Source organism: Microbispora catharanthi, assembly GCF_006334915.2.
Lineage (GTDB): Bacteria > Actinomycetota > Actinomycetes > Streptosporangiales > Streptosporangiaceae > Microbispora > Microbispora catharanthi.
In genome coordinates, this window is the sequence record NZ_VDMA02000020.1 from 81,011 (window position 1) to 105,365 (window position 24,355).

Annotated in this window: 17 protein-coding genes and 1 pseudogene; 6 read left to right on the forward strand and 12 right to left on the reverse strand. The window is 67.5% G+C overall.

The genetic code is table 11. The features are described 5' to 3' along the window. Nucleotides 1-38: 38 nt before the first annotated feature. The 7 genes from FH610_RS31365 to FH610_RS31395 form a co-directional block, all read right to left on the reverse strand. Entirely contained in the window at nt 39-1,220 is a 1,182-nt protein-coding gene (locus tag FH610_RS31365; RefSeq protein WP_240809313.1) for a L,D-transpeptidase, read from the reverse strand. Nucleotides 1,221-1,258: 38 nt separating this feature from the next. Further along, nucleotides 1,259-2,350, reverse strand: coding sequence for a fumarylacetoacetase (fahA, locus tag FH610_RS31370; protein WP_139578932.1), 1,092 nt, complete (start codon nt 2,348-2,350; stop codon nt 1,259-1,261). Then, nucleotides 2,347-3,513 (reverse strand): homogentisate 1,2-dioxygenase, encoded by a 1,167-nt coding sequence (locus FH610_RS31375; protein ID WP_139578775.1) that lies wholly within the window; start codon nt 3,511-3,513, stop codon nt 2,347-2,349. Before FH610_RS31375 ends, fahA begins: the two co-directional genes overlap by 4 nt. Before the next feature lie 771 nt (nt 3,514-4,284). Next, nucleotides 4,285-5,226 carry a hypothetical protein gene (locus FH610_RS31380; protein WP_139578777.1) on the reverse strand — a complete coding sequence of 314 codons (942 nt, stop codon included), beginning with the start codon at nt 5,224-5,226 and terminating at the stop codon, nt 4,285-4,287. 49 nt (nt 5,227-5,275) lie between these two features. Continuing rightward, complete coding sequence (locus FH610_RS31385) at nt 5,276-5,710, reverse strand: hypothetical protein (protein WP_139578779.1); 435 nt, start codon at nt 5,708-5,710, stop codon at nt 5,276-5,278. A 25-nt stretch (nt 5,711-5,735) separates the two neighbouring features. Continuing rightward, nucleotides 5,736-6,212: a peptidase inhibitor family I36 protein gene (locus tag FH610_RS31390; RefSeq protein WP_139578782.1), complete on the reverse strand. Its 477-nt coding sequence runs from the start codon at nt 6,210-6,212 to the stop codon at nt 5,736-5,738. Nucleotides 6,213-6,237: 25 nt separating this feature from the next. Continuing rightward, entirely contained in the window at nt 6,238-6,717 is a 480-nt protein-coding gene (locus tag FH610_RS31395; protein WP_139578785.1) for a peptidase inhibitor family I36 protein, read from the reverse strand. A gap of 1,528 nt (nt 6,718-8,245) precedes the next feature. On the opposite strand from FH610_RS31395, the gene FH610_RS31400 reads away from it, so the two are divergent. From FH610_RS31400 to FH610_RS31415, 4 genes and pseudogenes are all read left to right on the forward strand, one after another. Then, complete coding sequence (locus FH610_RS31400; protein WP_139578788.1) at nt 8,246-11,200, forward strand: golvesin C-terminal-like domain-containing protein; 2,955 nt, start codon at nt 8,246-8,248, stop codon at nt 11,198-11,200. Between the two features lie 134 nt (nt 11,201-11,334). After that, nucleotides 11,335-14,313, forward strand: a complete 2,979-nt coding sequence (locus FH610_RS31405; RefSeq protein WP_139578792.1) for a hypothetical protein — start codon at nt 11,335-11,337, stop codon at nt 14,311-14,313. A gap of 216 nt (nt 14,314-14,529) precedes the next feature. Continuing rightward, nucleotides 14,530-14,823 (forward strand): hypothetical protein, encoded by a 294-nt coding sequence (locus FH610_RS31410; protein ID WP_139578795.1) that lies wholly within the window; start codon nt 14,530-14,532, stop codon nt 14,821-14,823. A 35-nt stretch (nt 14,824-14,858) separates the two neighbouring features. Beyond that, a pseudogene (locus FH610_RS31415) lies at nt 14,859-15,142 on the forward strand (transposase); the annotation flags it as partial. 755 nt (nt 15,143-15,897) lie between these two features. On the opposite strand, the gene FH610_RS31420 reads toward FH610_RS31415, so the two are convergent. Continuing rightward, nucleotides 15,898-16,551: a helix-turn-helix domain-containing protein gene (locus FH610_RS31420; RefSeq protein ID WP_240809314.1), complete on the reverse strand. Its 654-nt coding sequence runs from the start codon at nt 16,549-16,551 to the stop codon at nt 15,898-15,900. A 98-nt stretch (nt 16,552-16,649) separates the two neighbouring features. On the opposite strand from FH610_RS31420, the gene FH610_RS31425 reads away from it, so the two are divergent. Further along, complete coding sequence (locus FH610_RS31425) at nt 16,650-17,774, forward strand: NAD(P)/FAD-dependent oxidoreductase (protein ID WP_139578798.1); 1,125 nt, start codon at nt 16,650-16,652, stop codon at nt 17,772-17,774. Nucleotides 17,775-17,780: 6 nt separating this feature from the next. Here the strand turns inward: FH610_RS31425 and FH610_RS31430 are convergent, their stop codons facing one another. Then, complete coding sequence (locus FH610_RS31430) at nt 17,781-18,935, reverse strand: PucR family transcriptional regulator (RefSeq protein ID WP_240809315.1); 1,155 nt, start codon at nt 18,933-18,935, stop codon at nt 17,781-17,783. A 69-nt stretch (nt 18,936-19,004) separates the two neighbouring features. Beyond that, nucleotides 19,005-19,328: an EF-hand domain-containing protein gene (locus FH610_RS31435; RefSeq protein ID WP_338104599.1), complete on the reverse strand. Its 324-nt coding sequence runs from the start codon at nt 19,326-19,328 to the stop codon at nt 19,005-19,007. 8 nt (nt 19,329-19,336) lie between these two features. On the opposite strand from FH610_RS31435, the gene FH610_RS31440 reads away from it, so the two are divergent. Continuing rightward, a complete protein-coding gene (locus FH610_RS31440; protein ID WP_139578800.1) occupies nt 19,337-20,251 on the forward strand; it encodes an SDR family oxidoreductase in 915 nt (304 codons plus the stop codon). On the opposite strand, the gene FH610_RS31445 is transcribed toward FH610_RS31440, so the two are convergent. Both FH610_RS31445 and FH610_RS31450 read right to left on the reverse strand, forming a co-directional pair. Then, nucleotides 20,235-22,475 carry a sialidase family protein gene (locus FH610_RS31445; RefSeq protein WP_139578804.1) on the reverse strand — a complete coding sequence of 747 codons (2,241 nt, stop codon included), beginning with the start codon at nt 22,473-22,475 and terminating at the stop codon, nt 20,235-20,237. The genes FH610_RS31440 and FH610_RS31445 overlap by 17 nt on opposite strands. Nucleotides 22,476-22,657: 182 nt before the next feature. Then, nucleotides 22,658-23,767 (reverse strand): cellulose binding domain-containing protein, encoded by a 1,110-nt coding sequence (locus FH610_RS31450; RefSeq protein WP_139578807.1) that lies wholly within the window; start codon nt 23,765-23,767, stop codon nt 22,658-22,660. Nucleotides 23,768-24,355 lie beyond the last annotated feature (588 nt).

Sequence of the window (24,355 nt, forward strand, 5' to 3'; positions counted from 1 at the left end):
CGTAATGCAGGACGCTGACTTGGACGCGGCCATCTCTGTCAAGAGACGGCGGAAGGGGTCTCGGCCGCGTCGTGCCGGAGGGCGCTGCCGGCGAGCCATCGGGGCCAGGAGAGCTGCCAGTAGCTCCAGCCGTTGTTCCACTCCAGGTGGCGTGTGGTGCCCGTGACGATGACGGGATCGCCGCGCAGCGCGTGCTCGTAGAACCACCGCGCCTGGTCGGGTCGGACGTTCACGCAGCCGTGGCTGACGTTGGCCCGGCCCTGCGCCCACACGTTGTCCAGCGCGTGGACGTACTCGCCGCTGTTGGAGATCCGCACGGCGTAGTCGATGAGCTTGTCGTAGTAGCCGGGGTCGCCCTTGCGGCGGCCCGGCGAGACCATGCGGACGGGGTTGCCCCTGTCCATCGTCAGGTGGATCCCGCTCGTGGTCGTGTACTCCCTGGTGGTCGCCATGCCGGCGCTGATCGGCAGGCGCTGGGCCACCCTGCCGTCCTGCCGCACCACCATCTGATGGGCGCGGGTGTCGACCGTGCTGACCATGGCCCGCCCCACGGTGAAGGCCACGCTCCGGTCGGCGGAGCCGTACGTGCCGGGGGCGGCGCGGACGCCGGCGAGATGGGCGGTGACGCGCACCTCGCCGCCGGCCGGCCACCACGTCCGCGGCCGGTAGACGACCTGGGTGGAACTCGCCCAGTGCCAGGCGCCCTCGGTCGGGCCCCGGACCACCAGCGCCCGCTCGACCGCCGCGCGCTCCTCGACCGGTCTGGTGAACGTCACGATGATCGGCATGCCGATCCCGACGGTCTCCCCGTCGTACGGGACGATCGAGGCGACGGCGACCTCACGGCGCGGGGTGAGCGTGCGGAACCGCCCCGCGACCTGGGCGGTGACATTCTGGGGTCCGGTCGCGACCGCGTTGACGACATACTGCGTGCCGGGGCGCAGCGTCCGCGACGACCGCCACACGGTGCGGGCCGGGTCGAAGGCGCCGGGCACCGGGTCGCGCCCCGCGAAAGCCAGCACGCTGGTCAGCGTGCCGCCCTCCGCCCTGACGACCAGCCCGGCATCCGGCGGGACCGCCACGGCGCCGGAGGCCGGGCTGATCGTGATGCGCGGCGCGGGCGGCACGCGGACGGCGCAGCCCGCGACAAGCGCGGGACAGGCCACGAGCAGCGCCGCGAGCAGGGCGCGGGCGGCGGGAGGCAGGGTGCGTGGCTTCACGGGCACCCAAGATAGCGACGGGTGACGACAAGAACACGCTAAGTCGCCGGAAGGATCCTTCCCGAGACCTCGCCGAGGCTGATGCCGTGCGAGGTCCACGCCGTGATCGTGACGGTGTCGCCGTCCTCCAGGAAGGTCCGGGTCTCGCCGGGCAGTTTGACCGGCTCCGCGCCGTTCCAGGTCAGCTCGATGAGCGAGCCGGGCTGCCCGGGGGACGAGACCGTGCCGCTCGCGAACAGGTCGCCGGTGCGAAGACTGGCGCCGTTCACGGTCATGTGGGCGAGCATCTGGTCGGGCGTCCAGTACATGTCGCGGAACGACGGCGTCGAGACCGTCTCGCCGTTCAGTTCGACGTGCAGGGTGAGGTCGAGCCCCCAGGGCGCCTGGCGGCGAAGGTAGGTGAGCGGCTCCGGTTCCTGCGACCGGCCCTCGACCCTGGCCTCCTCCAGGGCGTCGAGCGGCGTGATCCACGCGGACATCGAGGTGGCGAACGACTTGCCCAGGAACGGCCCGAGCGGGACGTACTCCCACGCCTGGATGTCGCGGGCGCTCCAGTCGTTGACGAGCGCCACCCCGAAGACGTGGTCCTCGAACGCGCCCGCGCGCTCGCCGAGCCGCGTCGGCACCCCGACGACGAAGCCGACCTCCGCCTCGATGTCGAGCTTCTGCGAGGGGCCGAACGACGGCCGCTGCCCGCACGGCCGCCTGATTGGAGTCCCAGAGACGACGACGGTGCCCGCCCGCCCGTGGTAGCCGACGGGCAGGTGCCGCCAGTTCTGCTTCAGCGGCTCGTCGTCCGGCCGGAACATCCGCCCGAGGTTCGACGCGTGCTCGAGCGAGGCGTAGAAGTCCACGTAGTCGGCCACCTCGACCGGCAGGTGCAGGGTCACCTCCGCCAGCGGGATCAGGTGGTCGCCCGTGGCCGCCGCCTCGCGTGCCCGCGCCCGCGTCTCCTGCCAGGCCGCACGGCCCAGGGCCAGCAGCGGGTTGAGGCTGGGCGCGGCGTAGACGTCCCCGCCGAGGGCGGCCGCCAGGTCGAGGACCTGGTCCCCGACCCGGACGCCGACCCTGCGGGGCTCGCCGGGCCGGGAGAACACGCCGTACGGCAGGTTGTCGAGCCCGAAGCTCATCTCGCCCACGTCCACGCGTAGCCGGTGTCCTCGCAGGCGAGGGCGGCCTGGCCGAGGTCGAGCGGGCGGAACGTGTCGATCATGACGGCCATCTCGGTCGTCTCGGTGTGCCCCTGGCGCACGGCCTCGACGGCGGCCTCCACCGCGCCCGGCTGCGGGCCGTGCGTGAAGCCGGCCGGGTGCAGCGAGATCGAGCCGACGTCGATGCCCGACCCCTTCCTGGCCGTGTAGTCGCCGCCCACGTAGAACATGAACTCGTCGGAGTCCACGTTGTGGTGGTTGTACGGGATCGGCACGGCCTCCGGGTGGAAGTCCAGCGGCCGGGGACAGAACGAGCAGACGACGAAGCCCGGGCCCTCGAAGGTCTGGTGGACCGGCGGCGGCGCGTGGGTGCGCTTCACGATCGGCTCGAAGTCCTGGATGTTGAACGCGTACGGGTAGAGGCAGCCGTCCCAGCCCACCACGTCGAAGGGGTGGTGGGCGTAGGTCAGCCTGGTCAGCCCGCCCCGTGTCCTGACCAGGACCTGGACCTCCTCGCCGTCCACGAGCAGCGGCTCGGCCGGCGCGCGCAGGTCGCGCTCGCAGTAGGGCGCGTGCTCCAGGAACTGGCCGAACTGGGACAGGTAGCGCTTCGGCGGCCTGATGTGCCCGGCCGCCTCGATCACCAGCGCGGTCACCGGGCCCTCGGGCACCCACCGGTGGATCGTCCCGGTCGGGATCACCACGTAGTCGCCCTCGGCCACGTCGAGCGCGCCGTACGCCGACTCGAACCGGGCCCTGCCGCGCGCGATGTAGACGCACTCGTCGCCCATCGAGTCGCGGTACAGCTCGCTGGGCGTCCGCGTCGCGGCGTACGAGATGCGGACGTCGGAGTTGCCCGCGAGCAGCATCCGCCCGGAGACCAGGTCGCCGTCGGGCGTCAGGTCCTGGGTGCGGAAATGGCGTGGGGACAGCGGCAGGTTGGGCGTGAGGCCGGGCGCGCCCGCGTCCACGGCCTCGGCCTTGACGATGGCGGTCGGCGCGTGACGGTGGTAGAGCAGCGAGGAGTCGGAGGAGAAGCCCTCCTCTCCCATGAGCTCCTCCTTGTACAGCCCGCCGTCGGGCGCGCGGAACTGCACGTGGCGCTTGCGCGGCACCTCACCGACCACGCGGTAGTACGGCATGACGCCTCCTCTGCTCGTCTTTTAGATTTCTTGTCCGTTAATCGGACGTCAGTGTCCTATATATGTACGACGATTCGCCATGAGTGGCCGGATGTCAAGGTGGAGGGTGACCGCTTACCGACCGGGTCCAGGGAGAACCGGCAAGACATCCATGACGCGACCGCATAAGGGTCACCAGGGACGGCCGGCGTCCTTCAGGTCCCCAAGGGGTTTCGCAATCTCCGCCCGGGACCCGTCCTGCCCGCCACAGCGTGGCCGGTCTTGGACCACCGCCGGGTCGAGAAACCGGACCTCGGCTCACCATCCTGACGTCGGCAAAACCGTCACACCCGCTGGCATGTTGCGTGAACGCCGTCGGCAGGCAGGTTGGACAACAAGCTAAGGATAAATCATCTCTTATTGACATATTAAAGTCAAGATTGTGATTGGTGATGGACTGATCGCAGGCTGTCATAAGAGGCCTTGTCCTATAGCCGTTTGCGACCGATATGATCGTCGAGGTGTGCACCCCCTGGTGATCAGCAAGGGTGGAGCCCCTGGCAGGAAGTGTCTTGGGACGGATCAACTTCGCTACCAGGAACTCCAGGCGTCCACCCTTGTCACATACGCCGCCACACTCGAGATCAGCCGCTCCACCGTCGAGTTCCTGGCTCGCACATCGCGGTTTCGCTTGGCTTCGGCGCGCCGCCTTTCCTGGTGTTCCGACGGTACTACCGGCTGCCGCGGTTGATCGGGTTATGCACGCCTGCTAGCGCGTGATGCGTGAGCCGTTCACCCAGCCAGGAGCTTGTCTGCGTTCTGCACCTTAATCTGAAGGTTCTTCTGGTAGGCGCGGAGCGCTTCCTGGTTCTCGGTGATGAGCCGACGCTGCGCGTCGGCCTCCGCCTGTGCCCGCAGGCCGAGGTAGTTGACCTCGAGCTTGCACTTCATGTCCGTCGTGGACGTGTCGATCTCTTCCTTGGACAGTGCTCCGCCGTCACGGCGCGGTCCCCAACGGGGGTCCTCCCATGCCTGCTGGGGAGTGTCGTAGGCGTAGCCTGCCCGCCGCATGCACTGGCTCCACGCCTTCGTCGCCTCGACGACGCCCGGCGCCTGCTCGGACTGATCGGAGGCGAGATTCTCCAGCTTGGTGAGGAGCCACTCGTCGTCCGCCGAGGTGCTGGCGGAGACCGCCCGCCGCGCCTCTCCCGTGCAGCCCTCCGAGGGCATGCTCTTGCCGTTCACCGTCTGCTGGCCCTGTCCTGTGAGCAGGGACTGTTCCTCGACCGACATGGGGGCGCGCGAGGGGGCGGAGTCGGAGCGTGCTTTGCCGGCGTCGGGAGCGTCCTTGTCCGAGTCGTCCTTCTGCGGCATTCCGGCGTACCCGTATTTGGCAGTGAGATCGGGATCGATGAACAGGTAGCGCCGGTCACGAGGGAAGGGATCGGTACCAACGGGAACCTTCGCTGTGAAGCGGTTGGCGAAGCCGAACCTCTCCATGCACTTGCCGAGAGCCGAGCGCAGCCCATTCGTGAGCTGGGCCCGCTGGGCGGGGGTTTCCTTGTACTGATCCAAAGGGAAGGAGAAGTTCTGAATCGTGTCCAGCCGGGCCGCCACCTCCATGGTGCCCGACTGGGCTCCTGATGCGGCCTGTGCACTTCCGCATGCGGTCGCCAGTGACACGAAACCAATCGTGACGGCGGCCTTCACCTTACCGGAGATAGGAATGCTCACCTAGCTGCCTTTCTTCTCGTCTGGGCAGAGCCTTGGGAAACTCGCAGGTTCAGGGGCAGCGCCACGTGACGGCGCTCGCCTTGTTGTCGAAGTCGACGTTGGCCATGTCCGAGATACGCATCCCCGGATACATGACGACCGAGGTCCCGCTTCCGCCGACGAGTTGCCACAGCACTGCGCTGCATGATAGGTCGAGATTCTCCGCACGGCTCGCGGTGTTGTTGACAGTCAGATACGACTGAGCCCAAGTGGACCCGCTGAGGTACCAGTAGTTGTCGTCGGTGAAATCGGAGTCGGGAATGTAATAGTCCACCCGCTCGCCGCCAGCCAGCAACCGGTACAGGCACAACTCTCCCTCAAAGCAATATCCGTTGGCGCCGGCCGGCCCAGCCTTCGCCGGTGCGGTCAATAGCACCGCCGTGGCGCTCCCCAGGGCGACTGCCGCCAGGATGCGAGCCATACGACGCGTCAACGTCTGCTTCATCTGACTCTCCATGCTCTACGTCGCTTCATTGCCCGGTGGATCCGTTCGTGCATTCCTTGGTGCCGGTCCACTTATAGTGTGAGCTGATCGCGTCATTGTAGTTGCCGCTGACCAAGGCCAGGTTACTGATATTGGTCCCTATCGGAAGCCAGAAGCCGCCGCCGCCAAACTCGATGTCGCGGTACAGGTACCAGACGCACCGGGTCTCGGCGTTGACGATCGAGCTGACCTGGTCATTGATGTTGATTCCGCTTTCCGAGAAATCTATCCAGAACACATCTGCTGACGATGTGTAGTTATGGTCGGTCCGGGTGAAGTCGAGCATGCCGCCCGTGTAGTCCGAATCCCGGTACAGGCACAGGTTGCCGTCCTCGGCCGCGACATCGCAGTACCCGTCGTGGCCGGCCAGGGCTGGTCGGGGAGCGCCCACTACCGTCGCAGCGGCTACGGCGAGTGCCGTGAAGAATGTCGTGTAACGCCATCCTCGCTTGTTGGCAGCCAATCTATCTCCTCGCTACATGCCGCGCTCATTGGCCGGTGGAACCGTTCGTGCACTCCTGAGTGCCAGTCCATTTGTAGTGTGAGCTGATCCGGTCGTTCCAGTTTCCGATGTTGAGATAACGGAGATCCGGAAAATCCAGACCGTATGGGTAGCGGAATCCATCTCCGCCCCATTCGATGTCCTCGAAGACATACCACTCGCAAGTAAGTTCTCGGTTCTTCAGCGCACTGGCCGCGTCGTTTACATTCCAGCCCGTGGGTTGGCCCTGTTGGCCCGGCTCGTAGAAGTAGTCCGCCGCGGACGTGTAATCCTTGTCGGTCCGCGTGAAGTCCAGCATGCCTCCGCCGTTATTGATGTCCTGGTAGAGGCAGAGATCGCCGTCCTCGTAGTCGATTCGACAGTTGCCGTCATGCCCGGCCTTGGCCGGCGTGGTGACAGAAACAGCTGCCACCACGGCCAGCAGTGACGCGAACAGTGCTCTGCTCGCAACTCCGGCTTGCCGCAAGTCGGCCTCGCTTTCTTTCGCTGCCCATTGTTCGTCGGAATGATCGTCACTTATTGGATGGCTGGATGCAAGAAATCTTTTCCGGCGTCTGAGACGTGACCGGTTGGGGCAATCAAGATCGTTGGTTGATATAAATTACATGGCAGTGGCCGGCAATGAACCCTGACTTGGTCTTTACCTGGTTGGCTGGCTGGTTCGGGCGAGCTCGCCTACAAAGTGAGCGGTTTTTGCCTTGGGTCAAACAACTACTCGGCCTACCCGCTCCGCATCGGCGGTCGGCTCCGGGCGCCCCGCGTCGTGTCGTCGCCCGTGGTTGGTCGAGATACCGATGGCCTCGCGCAGCTACGCCCTGACGGCGGGCATATGACGGTGGCGCCCCAAGAGGCGCTCGCTCGGATGATTCCGATTTCAGTTGCCATATTCGAGCAGCGTACGTGAGCTGGGGGAGATGTCTTTTGACTTTCCCTGCACGGTTATTGGACATTTGTGTACGCTGCCGTCCTGTTCGGTCAAGCCCGGGACGTCAATGGATGGCCGGTTGGCGGGAGGGTAGAGTGCCGGCGCTGTCCGGACCAGCGTTCTGTGCGAGATGGCATGAGAGCTACTCACGCAAATTACACGGGTGCATTCACTCCGTAATGTGAGCTGGATCACATTGTATGACTGTTGCTGTGGCATCCGATCTGATGCACCGTGAAATCTTGTAGCGTAAAGGCCGTCTTCCAATCCCAAGTGCCTAGGAAATCTGCGCATATTGCGATACGCGGCGTGTCGTGCTATGCAGCTACAGGCGATCCGGTGCCAGGGTCGTTGCGGCGACCGCGCACGATAAAAGCACCTGCTGCGGCTCAACTATTAGCTATCCCTTGGAAATCGCGCGGTGGCTAAGGGTATCCGGCTCCTAATAGCGTTCATGGGTGCCGCGAAATTTTAAGCTGAGCCGCTAGAAATCCAAGATGGGGGGATAAGCGATCACACGCGGTCCTTTACTCGCATGAATCACGGCCTCGTCTCGCTGGTGCTTCCGTTGTTGACCGTCACTTTTGCCGTGGCCACGGAGTCCGGCCCCGATCAACCGAGCCCTTGAGCAACGAGTTCTCAAATTAACTCCGCTGATGACACGGTCGAAAAGACCTCCACCGATGACGCAAATTGTCATAACCCACATCTATTTGATCTGCGGGTGAGTCTCCCGGAGAAGGAGAGTCGTCTGTTTTCTCACTCCGGCCGGTCCATGCCGGAATCGAGCTGAACGGTCTCGCATAGAGGCCCTCCTGCGGGCGTGTCGAACAGCGACTCTCCCGCCTGTTCCCTAGCGGCTGTAGAAGCGACGGAGACGGAGGTTCGAGTGGCAACCGCTCGACTGTCGTGTACCGCTCTTGTGATGTCTGTGGTCATCGCCGCCTCGATCGTGAGCGGGGTGGAGGCGGTGCAGGCGAAGACTGCGGCATCCGGCGCGGGAACCAATTCGCCGCCGTCGATGCAAGCTGTGGCGGAGCCGGTCAGAGGTACGGCGGATCGTTCGTCTGTGGAGGCATCACAGCGCGACCGCGTACTGCCGAAGGGATGGCAGGAGTCGAAGGATCTGGCCTTAGCCACCGCCGGAGACTCGACCGGGTTCCACCTGCTCGTCGCCGAGGCAAGCACCGGGTACCAGTGGCGGACGCTGGCCACGCTCAGCGAGCCGGGCATGGACACCGACCAATGGATTGGGAACGCATGTCTGACGGGGTCAGGGAAGCGTGTAATGGCCGTCTACGCACCGCGGCACTTCACCAACCGGCCTCAGCTCTTCGCCCGGGGAGCTTTCGCCGCGATCATCGACGTGGACAGCGGTGCGGTGACGAAGCTCAAGGATCAGGTCACGCTGGCGTACTTCAATCCGGGCTGCGGCGCGGACGGTACGGTCGCGCTGACCCAGGGGGCGGATGAGGAGCACCCGACCAGCCGGCTTCTCCGGGTGGAGACCGGCGGTGGGAAAGTCACCGATTCGGTGGTGATCCCCGGACAGATCACCTCGGCCGTGCCCTACCGGGACGGCTTCGTGGCCGCCCGGGGTAATGCGCTGGTGTCGCTGTCCACTACCGGAAAGATGAAGAGCCTGGCCGTCGCGGCCTCCGTGCCCTTCGACGTACACGTGGACGCACAGGGAGGCGTTGCGTTCGCCGAGCAGGCCACAGGAGACGTCACCGTCCGATACCACGCGGAAGGCAAGACGCGCATGCTGGCCAAAGGCCCGCTCGGGGCGTTATCGGTCCGTTCCGGGAGCGACGGCCGGGTCTTTCTTCTGGGAGAGACGGACGAGGTCCGGAGCCTGCCGGGGAAGACGAGCCTCCTGCCCGGCCCTGCCGCCGGGCAGATCTCTTCGGACGGAAAGCTGGTCGTAAAGAGCGCGGCTCGGAGCGGCCTCAGGCAAGGACTGCGCGGTGACCCGAGGGACACACGCATCCCGGGCGTTGGCAAGGACAGCGGGGGACCCGAAGCGATCGACGTGGCGGCAGAGGTCCCGGCGACAGAGGCCAACCTGAACTTCGAGGTCTCACCGGCGGCGAGGCAGGCCCCTGAGATCCGTACAGGAAGCGTGTTGAACCCTCGTCTCGCGGCCATCGCGAAAAGCAGGGCAAAGAAGACCGTCGGCGCGGCGGAGAAGCCGGCCGCGACGTCTGCGAGTGGGGCGGCCCTGGCGGCGGAGAGCCCGATCGACGACGGGTACACCTGCGCGGTCCCGCGTAATGATCCCAACCTGCAGGTCTATCAGCCGCACTGGCGGCAGGTGGAATGGGCGGTCGACCAGCTGGTCCAGAAGCGCTTGCAGGTGACGCGTAGCAACTGGAAGAGCCTGAAGCTCACCAACTGGTCTCCGCAGGCCGAGTTCCCCGCCTACGACCTTGAGGGGAAAGGGCGGGTGCCGACGAACATCATGCTTGGCATCCTCGCTCAGGAGTCGAATCTCTGGCAGGCCCAGCGGAGGGTCGCCGAAGGCGAACTCGGCAACCCTCTCGTGGGCAACTACTACGGGGTCGACATCTACGACGACGACCCCTCCAACGACTGGGCCATCGACTTCTCGAAGGCGGACTGCGGGTACGGCATATCGCAGCAGACCGACCACATGCGCAAGGCCGGGTCGGAACGGCCCGGGGAGACGGCGTGGCCCGCGGACAAGCAGAAGGCGGTGGCCCTGGACTACGTCACCAACATCGCCGCCGGGCTGCGCACCCTGACGGAGAAGTGGAACCAGATCTGGATCGACACCGGCGGCGCTATGAAGGCGAACGACGGCAACGCGGCCAAGCTGGAGAACTGGTATTACGCGATCTGGGCCTACAACTCGGGCTGGCATCCCGAGAAGGAGGCCAACGGCACCGACGCCAACGGCGACCCGAACAACGGCGCCTGGGGACTCGGCTGGACCAACAACCCCTCCAACTCCTACTGGAAGCCGGGGCGGCATCCGTTCCTCGACGGGAACACGTACGCGGACGCGGCGACGCCGCAGTACTGGCCCTACCAGGAGAAGGTGCTCGGCTGGGCCGCCTGGCCCATCACCAAGACCTACTGGGACCCCGCCCAAGGCAAGACAGTGGAGCAGGCCGGCTACAACGCCGCGTGGTGGAACCACAACGACTACCGCTCGGCCGTCGTCCCCGTCATCCAGAAGGCGAACCTGTTCGCGGTCGACGTCAACGCCTTCTGCACCGCGGATAACAACTGTCAGCCCGGCACCACGAACTATGAATCGCCCGCCACCAGTACGGCGGGCACCTGCCTGCGAGCGGACTTCAAATGCTGGTGGCACATGCCGAAGACCTGGAAGTCCGACTGCACGACGCAGTGCGGGAACGAGGGCACGATCCGCTACTCGGATGACAAGTGGAGGAGCACTGAACGAGAGGACCCGCAGGACTACTGGTATCCATGCCAGACCCCAGGGCTACCGTCCGGCGCGAAGATCGTCGATGACGTCCCCAGCACGGTGCCGGCGTTCCGCGGAGGCTGTGACAACAGCGGCTGGACCAACTCCGGAACCTTCTCTCTCGAGTTCGGCCGTGATTCCGCCGGCCGCGTGCCTGCCAAGGCGGACTTCCAACAACTCGGCAACGGCTTCGGCGGCCACGAGTGGTTCGGCTACGCGCGGAACGCGAGCCACAACGGGGCCGTGATGAGAGTCATCGGCACCTGGACGCTGAACCAGCAGATCAACGGACCGGCACAGGTGTTCGTGCATCTGCCGGACCACTACGGCTACACCAGGCAGGCGCGCTATGACGTGCACACCGCCCAGGGCATCAGATCGAGGGTCATCTCCCAGCGGCCGGTGAAGGCGAATGCGGGGCAGCAGGCCAACCGCTGGGTGTCCCTCGGCGTCTTCGCCTTCTCCGGCACGCCGAAGGTCTCCTTGAGCACGCTCAACGGCGAGGGCGTGGGAGACGAGAGCGTGGTCTTCGACGCCGTGGCCTTCTTCCCGACCACCTGTCCGTAAACGCACACGTCAGTCGACGGAGCCGCGAAGGCCGTGGCTGAAGCTTGCGTTGCGACAAGGCTGCCCAGTTCACCTGTTCGTCGTGTCCCACGATAGGCGGAGCATTGTTACCTCCACATCGAAACCGTCTCCTGATGCGGCTGGCGGCGCTGACGGTGATCGGCGTACTCGCATCGGTTCTCCAGTCGGCCACGCCCTCAAGCGCCCAGACGCCGATGTCGGCTCCGACACCGGCGGCCGTCTCGCCCACACCAGATCCGATCCTGGGCAACGAGTCGCCCCGGCCCTATCGACCGGTAGAGCGGCCAGAGAGCGAACTACGCAAGCAGCCGGAAACCCGGAAACCCGACTTCGGCGATGACGATAAAATCTCCAAGGCCTGGTCTCGAGGAGAGATCGGCGTCGACGAGTACGTCCGAGACACCATTCTCAGAGTCGCGGATCCGAGCCGGCTCCCGAAGAGATTCAAGTCGGAGGCGAAAACGACCCATGAGGACGGTCTGACGCTAACGTATGCGCTTTCGCTGGTTAAGCAGGCGTCGCCGGAAACGCAGGCCTGGGTGCGGAGTCTCGCCGTCCGGCCCGGAGAAAGCCGCGTCTCATCGCAGTCGGCCTCCTCCTGGGTCGACTGCGCCACACCGTATACCGGGTTCACGTACTGGTTCACCTGTAAACGGTCGTTCTCAATGAACCATCAGTTTGATATCTACTACAACATCGACGGGTTCTCGGTGAATCCGGACTATGGCACGCCAATGGACGGACTTCCGGACGTCGACCTGGCCCCGATGAACGGCGTTCCCGACGCGATCGACAAGATCGAGTCGTCAATGCGAGTGGCCTGGTCCCAATATCAGTCGATGGGGTACGGCCTGACCGGAAGCAAGACCGAGGTGTACATCGGTTTCGATATCAACAACAACCCTGGCCTGACCTTCCCCTTCGGGGACATAATTGACGGCGGGGCGGTCATCTTCCTGCCGACAGACCCTGCAGCGAAAGTGGATGGCCAAGGCAATCCCTATCGCGACGAGGACTGGTACACCTATCTTATCCGACACGAACTGTTCCATGCGGTTCAATACCACTACATTCCGAACCTCAACTTGCTCGGAAGCCTCACCACGGTCAACTGGTGGATGGAGGCGACCGCGGAGTGGGCTGCTGATGTCGTGTACCAGCGGAACGACCCTCAAGGGCCGGGTTGGAAGGCTTATGCCAGGCTCCTGTACGCGTTTCTGAGCAATCCGGAAAGCGCGGTGAACTCGAGCGACGGCCTGGCCGGAAGCCGACAATATGGAGCCTTCATACTCGCGCAATATCTGACCGAGCGCACCGGTACGGTCGATTTCGTCAGGAAGACCTGGGAGGCGATTGACAGCACGCTCATCGTGCACCCGATCGAGGCGATCGAACAGGTTCTGGCCGGCTACGGCCTCAATCTGAAAAACGAGCTGCTGGGTTTCGCGGTGGCCAACTACCGGCTGACCGGGAAGACCGCGAATCTGTCAGCCTTCATCGGCAGCGCGGACGGCTATGCCCACACACACGCGTCCACTCTCTGGCGTGACAATGCCAAGCTCAAAGACACGTCTGTCAGGCGGCCCAGGCGATCGGCGGAGAGAACCATGAGCTGGGGCGACTCGGCCAATGGAAGCACCGCGCTATGGCACGGCGGCGCCTCCTACATCGAGTTGACCCCATCCTCGACCGGGAGCGGAAGGGTGTCCGTCCGGGTCGACGCGCCCTCTCAGAGCAGGCCCACAGTGGCCAATCTGCACTACTTCCTCATCGCATGGGACAACCTGGTGTCGAGGACGCCATTGCGGTGGGCTGGTGTCGAGGCCAAAGAAGGGGAGGGTCCACGCGACCTGAGCATAAAGATCAACGCGGGGGAGGTCGCGACGCTGATCGTGGTTCGCCCGGAACTCTGGCTGCTGTCGCTGACAATCCCGAATGACGATTCCATAAAGCAGCCCGTGAACTGGACCGCCTCAATGGTGAAGGAGGCCGATGCGGAGCAGGACACTGCTCTGAACGCAATGTGGGGCGGATACGCGAGCAACGCCGGGTGCGCCGACTGGAGCGGCGGGGACGCCGCCCAGGCCGTGAAGCTCCCTTCGGGAAAGCGAGCATGGTTCTTCTCCGACACCTTCCTCGGCAGCCCGAGCAAGCGGCAGACCGGAAGCGAGACCAGCTACATCCGCAACTCGGTGGTCATCCAGGACGGGTCCGCGCTACGCACCATCACGGGGGGAAGCACATGCCGGGAGACGGACACGAGCACCGATTTTTGGTCGCGATACGCGAAGACTCCGGTGGGCGAGGGCGGCCAGTTCTGGACCGGGGACTCGAAGGTCGTCAACGGAGATGAAGTGGTCAAGTTCTACTACGAGGGAGTAGGGGACGAGAACACCCGTGGCGCTTACGTGAGATTCCCGGTCGGCGATCTGGAGGCGAAGAGTACGCTCACCGTCACTCCGACGAGACTACAGGAATGCTCGCCCCGGCCTCCGGCCCCTGTCATCTGGGGTTCCTCCCTCCTCAGTTACGGCGGGTACACCTACATATACGGCTGGGAGGCGAGCGGAACAGACGCGGAAAAATCGGTCTACCTCGCACGCACGGTCGACGACTCGGACCTTGTCGGCCAGAGCAAGTGGCGTTACTACGCCGGTGTGGGGGGCGACGGATCCGCTCAGTGGACGGCATCCTGTGCCCAATCGAAGCCGCTGCAACCAAAGGCTGAAATCGACTTCAGCGTCGTCCAGATCAACGGCCTGTTCTGGCTGGTGCGGCACACGCCGGCGTCCGAGGCGCCCGGGAAGATCGTCGCCATGCCTGCCAAGAGCCCGTGGGGATTCGGCTCCGAGCAGGTGGACCTGTACACGCCCCCGGAGACGAAGACCAATCCTCAATACTCCAGTGTCTACGGAGCGAGGGTGCAGCCGGGCCTGCTCTCGGACCCTAGCAAGATAGTCGTCTCGTATACGGTCAGCACGAGCGCCGTGAATCTGAGCTGCTGGACGCGCGGCTACTCGTTCCCCGACAACCAGTTCCCCCGCTTCGTTGACGTTCCGCTGAGTCAATTCGTCGCCACCAAGCTTCCATAAGTCGGGGCGGCGCGAGAAATGCGGATCCTCCGATCCGGCCGGAACTGGCAGGCCGGCCGGATCGGAGAACGAGCGAGCGTACCAGGGCCGGTCCCCTGAGATCGGCATTTCCGGCGTACGCTGGGAGGGCCAGAGATCGAGCGGGTACGGAGCGACTGAGTGATTATGCGAAATACGGATGGAGCCTGCGCGACCTCCAGAGCTCGGGTGTTGACCGTGGGGCTGGTGATCGTGGGCGCCCTGGCCTCGAGTGCCTGTCAACCTCGCGCCGAGGCGATGTTTCACATCATCAACTACAGTCAGGAAACCGTCACGGTTGGGTGGAAGTCGAACGGTGGTTCTTTCCTGACCCTCGATCCTGGGGAAGGATATCCCTACGGCGTCGCGGACAGCGATTGCACCAATCCGGAGCCGGACGCGATCCTGATTGCGACGAGTGAGACTGGAAAGATCTATACCTACGGCCCGCGGATCTGCAAGGGGACATCCTGGCTGATAGGGAAACAGTGAGCATGTACGTGCTGTAGTAGTGGTCCCAGCCTGCGGAGCTCGTGCCGTTCCTGTCCTTTGATGTGGAGATCCGCCGCGTGATCTGCTCGACGAACGCGATCGAGTCGGTCAACGCCCGGATCCGCCGGGCGGTCAAGGCCCGCGGGGCGGCCGCGGCCACTTCCCCAACGAGCAGGCCGCACTCAAGTGCGTCTACATGGCGATCATGAGCTTGGACCCGACGGGCAAGGGCCGCAAACGCTGGATGAACCGATGGAAGGCCGCCCTGAACGCCTTCGAGATCACCACCGAAGGCCGACTGTCAGCAACCCGCCGTTAAACAAACCGAAGCCGAGTTACACCTGTTCACTGGACAGGTCCAGTCGTAGATGTAGGTGTATCTGTCGTCTGTCGCGGCTGAGCAGGGCGAACCCCAGATGACGGGGGCTGGAGGTCGGGGCGAGCATTCCTGCAGTCTCGTCCGAGTGACGGTGAGCGTGCTCTTTGTCTCCATATCGCTGACCGGGCATCGCGCGTAAGCGCCGGACGTGTTCTAAAGAGGGCGAGGTTCTGGTCCTTGCGCCTCCACGCGACTGCGCTCGCGGGGCTGCTCACGCTCCTCCTTTCTGGATGCACACCTGTCGACAGTGACTTCTTCCATGTCGTCAACCGGAGCCGCGAGCCGATAGAGGTGATGTGGAAGCGCTATCAACAGCCCTTCACCACTGTTTCACCGAACTCGGCCACGCGCTTCGGCGTGTCGGACAGCGCGTGCGCCAGTCCTCAGCCGGACGACGGACTGGTCGCACGGAGACGGGAAAGACGTATACGTACGATCCGCCGGTCTGCCGGGAAAAGACCTGGACGGTCCACGAATAAGACCGGTTCCGGCATTGGCCGCGAGCGTGATCAGGGCAAGGCGCGGCGCTCGCCGTAAGCGAGCATACGGGTCACGTTTGCCGCATGAGGTGGTTTCACCCTTGCTTGGCCGCTTACGAGAACGGCCGCACGATGATCAGGACCCCGAGGAGATGCAGCAGGTGACGTCCGATCGCCGCACCACCATGCGACCGCTTATCGAGGGGGTGGTGACCGTCAGCGCGGGGGCTCGGACAGGGCGGACGTGAGGCGGCCGGCGGCCTCCAGGACCAGCGGGCCCACCTTGTCCGCGTCGAGGTCGGCGAAGCTGACGACGCCGACGGACGCCTCCAGCCACGGCAGGCCCGAAATCGGCGCGGCGATGCCCTGCGCGCCCTCCTGGAGGTGTCCGCTGCTCGTGTGCAGGGGCGGCTCGGCGCGGCCGTCGCGCAGCGCGAGCAGCGCCAGCCCGGCCGCGCCACGCGTCAGCGGATGGCGCGAGCCCTCCCGGTAGGCGACGTGGAAGTCGGTCCACGACGGCTCGACCACCGCGACCGCCAGGCCCTCGTCGCCCTCGGCCACGGTCAGGTGCGCGGTCGCCCCGGCCTGCTCCGCGAGCGCGCGCAGCGCCGGCAGCGCCGCCGCCCGCAGCAGGGGGTGCACGGCCTGGGCCAGCACGAGCACCCCGAAGCCCAGATGCACGCGGCCGTGCGCGTCCCGCCGGGCGAAACCCTCGGCCTGCAGGGTCGTCAGGAGGCGGTAGACGATCGGCCGGCTCAGGCCCAGCTCCTGGGCGAGCTCGGTCGGCGTGCGGCCCCTGTTCGCGTCGGCGAGCAGTCGCAACAGCCGTAAGCCCCGTTCGAGCGTCTGCGCGGATTCGGCCGCCATCATGCTCTGATTATGGCCGCACCGGTGCGCCTGTAGGCGAAACCTCCATTCGACGTAGCCTACGTCGGATGTAGGTTTCGCCCGCGATCAAGGAGTGGTGGATGAAGTCGGCGATCGTCGTGGGGGCGGGGATCTGGGGGGCGTCGCTGGCGTTGCGGCTGGCCGACGAGGGCTGGCGGGTGACGCTCGTCGAGCAGTACGCGCCGGGTCACGTGCGTCAGGCCAGCGCCGGGGAGACCCGCCTGCTGCGCTGCGCGCACGGCTCGGACGACTGGTATCCCCGGCTGGCCTGGCAGGCCCGCGACGCCTGGCGCCGGCTGGAACAGCGGACCGGCGAGGAGCTGTACGTCGAGTCGGGGCTGATGTGGTTCGCCCGCGACCCGGACGGCTGGGAGACGCGCAGCGCCCGGGTGCTCGAGCGGCTGGACATCCCCTGCGAGCTGCTCGACCCGGCCGAGGCGGCGCGGCGGTTTCCCGGCCTGCGGGGCGACGACCTCGCCTTCGTGCTGTGGGAGCCGAACGCCGGAGTGCTGCGGGCCCGGCGGGCGACGCAGGTGACCGCGCGCCTGGCCGGCGCGGCCGGTGTCCGGCAGGTCCGCGCCCGGGCCGTGCCGTACGGACGCGGGGCCGGGGTCGTGGCGGACGGCGAAGTGCTGACGGCGGACCGCGTGGTGTGGGCGTGCGGCGCGTGGCTGCCGCGGCTGTTCCCGCACGAGGCGGGACACGTCGAGGTGACGCGGCAGGACACCTTCCACTTCGGGGTGCCCAGGGACTGGACCACGCCGCCGCTACCCGCGTTCTGCGACTACGACCTGTCGGCGTACGGGCACGGCGACCTGGACGGCATGGGGATGAAGGTCACCGGCGACGCCGAGGGCGAGCCGTACGACCCGGAGAGCGGCGGCAGGCGGGTGCTGCGGCACACCGAGGAGCAGGCGCGCGCCTACCTGGCCAGGCGCTTCCCTTCGCTGGTGGGCGCGCCGGTGGTGTTCAGCCAGGTCTGCCAGTACGCGCTGACCAGGGACGCCGAGTGGATCATCGCCGAGATCGAGGACGGCGTCTGGCTGCTCGGCGGCGAGTCCGGGCACGGCTTCAAGCACGCCCCGGCCCTGGCCGGACACGTGGCGGAGATCCTCGACGGCGCGCGGGAGCCGGAGGCGCGGTTCGGCCTGCACGAGCGGCCGGCGGCCCGGGGCCTGCGCACCAGCGGCGGCACCATCCCGTAGGGAGGACTAGCCGGGCGGGTCCTGGCGGGCCTGGCGGGCGCGCAGGACGATCTCCAGCTCGAACCGGACGTCGGGGTCGGCGAGCGCGTCGCCGTACAGCTGCTCGATCTGGCGCAGGCGATACCGCACGGTCTGCGGGTGGACGTGGAGCGCCGCGGCGACCTCGGCGACGCCCCTGCCGTGACGCAGCCAGGCGAGCAGGGTCTCGGCCAGGCGGTCCTGCTGGCTCTGGCGCAGGTGGGCGAGGGGCGCGAGGCGCACCTCCGCCAGGGCGGACACCAGGTCCTCGTCCTTGAAGACGACCAGCGTGGCCATGTGGTCGGCGCAGCGCAGCAGTCCCCGCCGGGGCAGGACGCCGCGGGTGCCGAGGTCGAGGGCCTCCCTGGCCCAGCCGAGCGAGTTCGCGGCGGCGGCGAGCGGCACGGCGGGGCCGATCGCCGCCCGCCAGCCGCGCAGGGCGTTCTCCAGCGCCTGCACCCGCCCGGGGCCGCCGGGGTCCGGCACCACGAGACACGGGACGTTGCGGTCGAGCCCGGTCAGCACGTCCGGTGGCAGCACCGGCAGGGGAGAACCGCCGTCGCGTTCCTCCAGGGCCACCCCGGCGACCGTGCGGGGAAGCCGCCAGCCGGCCGCCCTGGCCACGTCGGCGACGGCCTCCGGCGAGGCCGCGGGACGGGTGAGCAGCAGGTCGAGCAGCCGCCGGCGACGGCGCTCCATCTCGCCTGCCGCGTGCGCCCGCGCCTCGGCGAAGCCCTCCGCGGCCGCGTCGGCGAGCTGGTCGAGGTAGACGAAGATGGCCTCGCCCAGGTCGTACAGCGTCCGCGGGTCGAGGCCGAGCTGCTCGGACTGTTCGGTGAGCCGCCGCCACGCCACCCGCGCGCCCAGCCGCATCGCGGTCTGGAAGGGCTCGAGGTCGCGCCCCTCGGCGGCCTCGCCCCTGCCGATCGTCCGGAAGACCTCGGGGTCCCACGGCGCCCGCGGGTTCTCGATGCGTTCCAGGAACCCCCGCAGCGCCTGGTTGACCGACAGCCGCAGGACCTTGATGTAGATCTCGTCCTCCGGGCGGGCGTATTCGGGCACCCGCCGCTGGATCTCCTTGATCATCCGGTCCGCGACGTCGCCGATGCGGGGACGCAGCAGCCTCGCGACGCCCGCCGGCACCGCGCCCCAGAACTCGTCGTCGCCTTTCAGCGTTCGCTCAACGCCCGCTCAACGCCCGCTGAACGCTGCTCAGCGCTGCTCGGCGCTGCTCAGCCAGGCGCCGAACTCCTCCAGATCGATCAGGCCGTCGCGGTCGGCGTCGACCCTGTCGATCGCGCCCTGCGCTCCCTGCGGTGTGAGCGGCCGGCCGAGCACCTCCATCAGGCGTACGAGCTCCTCGGCGGAGATCCGCCCGTCCCCGTCAGTGTCAATAAGTTGAAAAGTCGCCGCATATTCGCTCATGCCGTCCTCCTCCGGAATCGCGATCAGCACCCTAGCTGAAAGCACGCGCTGCCCCCAGGGATCGCGGCCAAGCCGCAGGGCCCGGTTTTTGTCGGTGGCGTGTGCCACCATGCCGTCTCATGACGAGCAGCCTGACAGGGAAGGTCGCACTGGTCGCCGGAGCGACCCGGGGCGCGGGGCGCGGCATCGCGGTCCAGCTGGGCGCGGCGGGGGCGACGGTCTACGTGACCGGCCGCAGCACCCGCGAGCGGCGCTCGGAGATGAACCGGCCGGAGACGATCGAGGAGACGGCCGAGCTGGTGACCGCCGCCGGCGGGCGGGGGATCGCGGTGCCGGTCGACCACCTCGACCGTGAGCAGGTGCGGGCCCTCGTGGAGCGGATCGACGCCGAGCAGGGCGCGCTCGACGTGCTGGTCAACGACATCTGGGGCGGCGAGCTGCTGTTCAGCTGGAACGACCGGCTCTGGGAGCACTCGCTCGACGACGGCCTGCGCATCCTGCGGCTGGCGATCGACACGCACATCATCACCAGCCATTACGCGCTGCCGCTGCTGATCCGCAAGCCGGGTGGTCTGGTGGTCGAGGTCACCGACGGCACGGCGGAGTACAACGCGGCCAACTACCGCGTCTCGTTCTTCTACGACCTCGCGAAGACGTCCGTGAACCGCATGGCGTTCGCCCAGGCCAAGGAGCTGGCGCCGCACGGCGCGACCGCGGTGTCGCTCACCCCGGGCTGGCTGCGTTCTGAGCTCATGCTGGAGCACTTCGGGGTGACGGAGGCCAACTGGCGCGACGCGCTGGCCAATGTGCCGCATTTCGCCATCTCCGAGACCCCGGCCTTCGTCGGACGCGCGGTGGCGGCCCTGGCCGCCGACCCGGAGGTGAGCCGCTGGAACGGGCAGTCGCTGTCCAGCGGCCAACTGGCCCAGGTGTACGGCTTCACCGACGTGGACGGCAGCCGCCCCGACTGCTGGCGATATCTCGTGGAGGTCCAGGACCCCGGCCGCCCCGCCGACGTCACCGGCTACCGATGACAGAGCCGGTCCGGGGCGAACGGGTGCCGAGGGTGGCCGTGACCAGGGTCCAGTCGATGTGAGCCTCGGCCGCGTTGCCGCCCGTCGTCCCCGCCACCCAGTGCGCGACCTGCGGCGTCTCCCTGCTGTCCGGCACCACCCAGGTCGCGCCCGTGTCCGCGCCGTCGCGGTGCAGGCGGGCCACTCCGGCGCTGTCCACGGTCACCTTCCAGGTGGCGGGTCTCCCGGCCTCGGGGAGCGTGAGGACCCTCTCCCAGGTGCCGGATCCCTTCGTCATCGTCCACACGCCGCCCCGCTGCACCGTCAGCATGAGCCGCCGGGCGCCGTTGGCGACCTTCGTCCCGAGGCTGACCCCTCGTCCGGTCCGCGGGTCCAGGGCGCTGTCGTCGATCACCCGGCCCCGGAACTCCACGGTGAAGTCGCACGCCCTGGTCACGTCGAGGGGCAGCACGGCCGAGACGACCCCGCTCGTGGCGCTGCGCAGGCGCAGGCCGCCGTCCGTGAGTGTCGCCCCCCGGTCGAGTGTCCATCCCGTCCAGGAGCCGCCCGCCACGTGGTCGGTCACCTCGACCAGCTCCAGCACGGCCTCCCCGTCGCCGCCGACCGACACGCCCGGCGAGCCGTCCGCCGCCGGGACCGTCCACCCCGCTCCGGGCGGGCCGGCCGGGGGGACGGCCTGCGCGGTCGCGGTGCCCGCCGCGTCGACGATCACCCGCCACCGGTCTCCCACCCCGGGGACGGGCACCCATCCGCCCGCCGTCAGGGCGTGCGGGCCGTCGGGCCGTACGGCCATCCTGAGGAGGCGCGCGCCCGTGTTCACCTCGATCGCCAGGCCGTCGCCGGAGCCCGGGAAGCGTGTCACCCTGCCGTGGAAGGTCAGGACGAAGCCCTCAGGCGGTCCGTACGGGCGGCTGATCCGCCCGGAGGTCAGGCGGAGACCGCGGGTGTCATCGGGGGAGGAGCCTCCCGAAGCCGGGCCGCCTTCGCCGAATGACCCGATGACTTCGGCGCCGCCGCTCACGGTCCACCCGCCCCAGCCGGGGGCGACCCCGGTGAAGACGTCGGCCAGGTCGAGGCGGGCGAGCTTGATCTCGACCTGATTGTGCTCCCAGACGACGAAGAACCGGCCCGGCTCGTACTCGTCGGCCGACGCGTAGACGTCCCAGCCGCGGGCCGCGTTCTGGGTGAGCCGCCTGCCGTCGGCGAAGAGCCGCCCCGGGCCCCAGGGCGTACCCGGACGTCTGACCTTGTAGTGGAGGACCTCGCGATACTGGTCGGGCTTGGCGGACGCCGGGCCGGTGAACGGCCCGGCCAGGGTGTTGTAGACGGTCAGGTAGCGATCGAGGGAGTCCTTTGTGAAGAAGGTCTTGACGTAGTAGTTCGGCAGCTCGGGGTCCACGGCGAAGGCGGACCAGGTCAGCCCGCCGTCGGTGCTGGTCGCGGTCGCGGCGTACGCGGCGTGGGTGCGGTAGTGGGCGTCCTTGTCCGCCGCGGTGCCGCCGCGCAGCGTGCGCGCGACCATGAGCAGGGTGCGCGGGTCGTCCTGTGACACGACGACCTGCGGCTCCTCGACGGACAGGCCGGGCGGATTGTCCGCCAGGGCGCCCGGCGTCCAGGTGACCAGGTCGGCCGAGCGCAGCACGCCCGCCCTGGTGGTGCCACCCGCCGCCTGCCAGTACGGCACCAGCCAGACGCCCTCATAGCTGAGGGGTTTGCCGGCCACGACGACCCCCCGGGAGTTGGACGGAACGGCGACGGAGACGGGATGATCGGCCCAGGTGCGGCCGCCGTCGGTGCTCCTCCTGGCGACCATCGTCACCGGGAAGCCGTCGACGTTCCCCTCGGCGTCGCGGTCGGCCGCGATCGTGATCCGGCCGAGCAGCGCCAGCAGCGCGTCGCCGTCCTTGAGGAACACCACGTAGTGGTAGCGATGGGTGGGGGTGGCCGCCGCGAGCGTGCCGGTGGTCCAGGTGCGGCCGCCGTCCCCGGACCGGGCGTACATGATCGCGCCCTGGTCGGTGGGGGAGGGGTCCACCGGGTCGGCGGCCCCGGCCCGCCAGGCGACCACGAGGCGGCGGGCGTCGAGGGCGGCGACGTCGGGGACGCGGTTGCCTTCGTGGGCGAGTTCGCGCACAGAGCCGGTGCCGCCGTACACGGTGACGGGGTCGCGGACGGCGGCGCCGACCACGTCGATATCCGGCCACGGCCGGTCAGAGGGGATCACTTGTCCCAGGGAACACGGTGGGCGGCCGCGAGACGGCGGCTGTCACGAACAGTTCGGAACACGTGCATCGGGCCGTAAGCGCGCGTCCCCCGGGCCCGCATAGGGGGCATCGGGGGACACCGGGGGACGCACGCCTGCCGGGCGGGCCGACCGCGCCGATAGCAGGCCCGGCCCGATCGAGGTCAGGCGGCCGCGCAGGCGGGCGTGGGGGCGGGGTTGGCGGCGTCCCAGGAGGCGATGAAGCCGAAGGTGGTGCTCGCGCCGGCGCCGAGGGAGCCGTTCCAGCTCTCGTTCTTCACGGTCACGCTCGCCCCGCTCTGCGTGGCCTTGCCGCCCCACGCCTGGGTCACCTGCTGTCCGCCGGCGAAGGTCCAGGTCACGGTCCAGCCGCTGATGGGAGCGGTGCCCGTGTTCTTGACCGTGACCTCACCCTGGAAGCCGCCGCCCCACTGGTTGGTGATCGTGTAGGTCGCGCCGCAGCCCGAGGGGCCGGACGAGGGCGAGGGGGAGGGGGAGGGCGACGGAGAGGGCCACCGGGTCGGCGAGGGGCTGGGGCTGTGACTCGGACTGGGGCTGTGACTCGGGCTGGGGGACGGCTGCGCGCCGCCGAGCAGGGCCGACAGGGCGGGATACCACTTGTCCGCCATCTTCTGGTTGCCGCTGTCGCTGGGGTGCACGCCGTCGTAGGTGTCCGTGCTCGTGCTGAAGCCGGTCCACTGGTCGACGACCACGATCGGGGAGGCCGCCGTGGTCTTCGAGGCGGCCCAGCCCGGGATCGCGCTGTTCAGGGCGACGGCCCGCTGGGCGCACTCGGGGCAGGTGCTCGGGTTCATCGGGATGATCTGGGCGACCAGGATCTTCATGTTCGGGTTGCTCGCCCGCATCTGGTCCACGAGCTTGCCGTACGCCGCGAGGATCGTGTCGGTCGGCTTGTTGCTCCACACGTCGTTGGTGCCGAAGTGCATCATCACGATGTCGGGACGGGTCGCCGAGAGCCAGGCCGGGAGTTGGTTCTGGTCGGCGACGTTCGTGACGAGGAAGCCGCCGTGGCCCTCGTTGTCGCCGTCGTACGGCACCCCGCACCCCTGGGCGGGCAGCGTCCCCACCATGTCGATGTCGGTGAAGCCGCCGTTCTGCAGCTTGTTCCACAGCAGGGCCCGCCAGCAGCCGGGCGATCCGGTGATCGAGTCGCCCAGGGGCATGATCCGCACCGCGGCCGCCTCGGCGGGGCGGGCGACGAGCAGCCCGAGCACCACGAGCAGGGCGGCCATCACCGCACTTCTCTTCGACATCGCGTCTCTCCCTCGTGCCGTCCGGCGCGATGGTAGAGAGCGGCCCGCCGCCCGGCCCAGGGGCGAGGCACGGAAAAAGCCCTGACCAGCGGGGATGTATGTACGTTTCACCCGATGACTTGCGGCGCGGGCGAGCGCCGCTTCCGGCGCGTGCGGTCTCCGCAGGCGCAGGAGCCCCTGCCGTCCGACGCCACTGAACGGTGCCGTGTTCCGCCGCCGGGCACGAGCGAATATGCTGCTCGGGATTAACTTTCCGCACGTCACCGAGAGGATTCGGTCCCCATGTACAAGGAGTTCCTCGGCGAGGTCGTGGTGTGGCTGATCCCCATCGTCATCCTCGTGGGCATCGCGCTGCTGGTGACCAGCCACTCCTGACGACGCGTCGTGAAGGGCCGGGCCGTGGAGGCCCGGCCCTTTTGTTTTCGCTCCCCACGGTGCGGCCACGGTGCGGCAACTCAGCCCTGGCCAGGAACCTAAACGCCACTCACGTCTCAACTGGTGACTAATGCCTACAAAAGTATCACTAGGCCGGAATCTTGATCATTTCGACCGGATCATGTGATACTCCGCGAGTGATGTTCGGTGTGG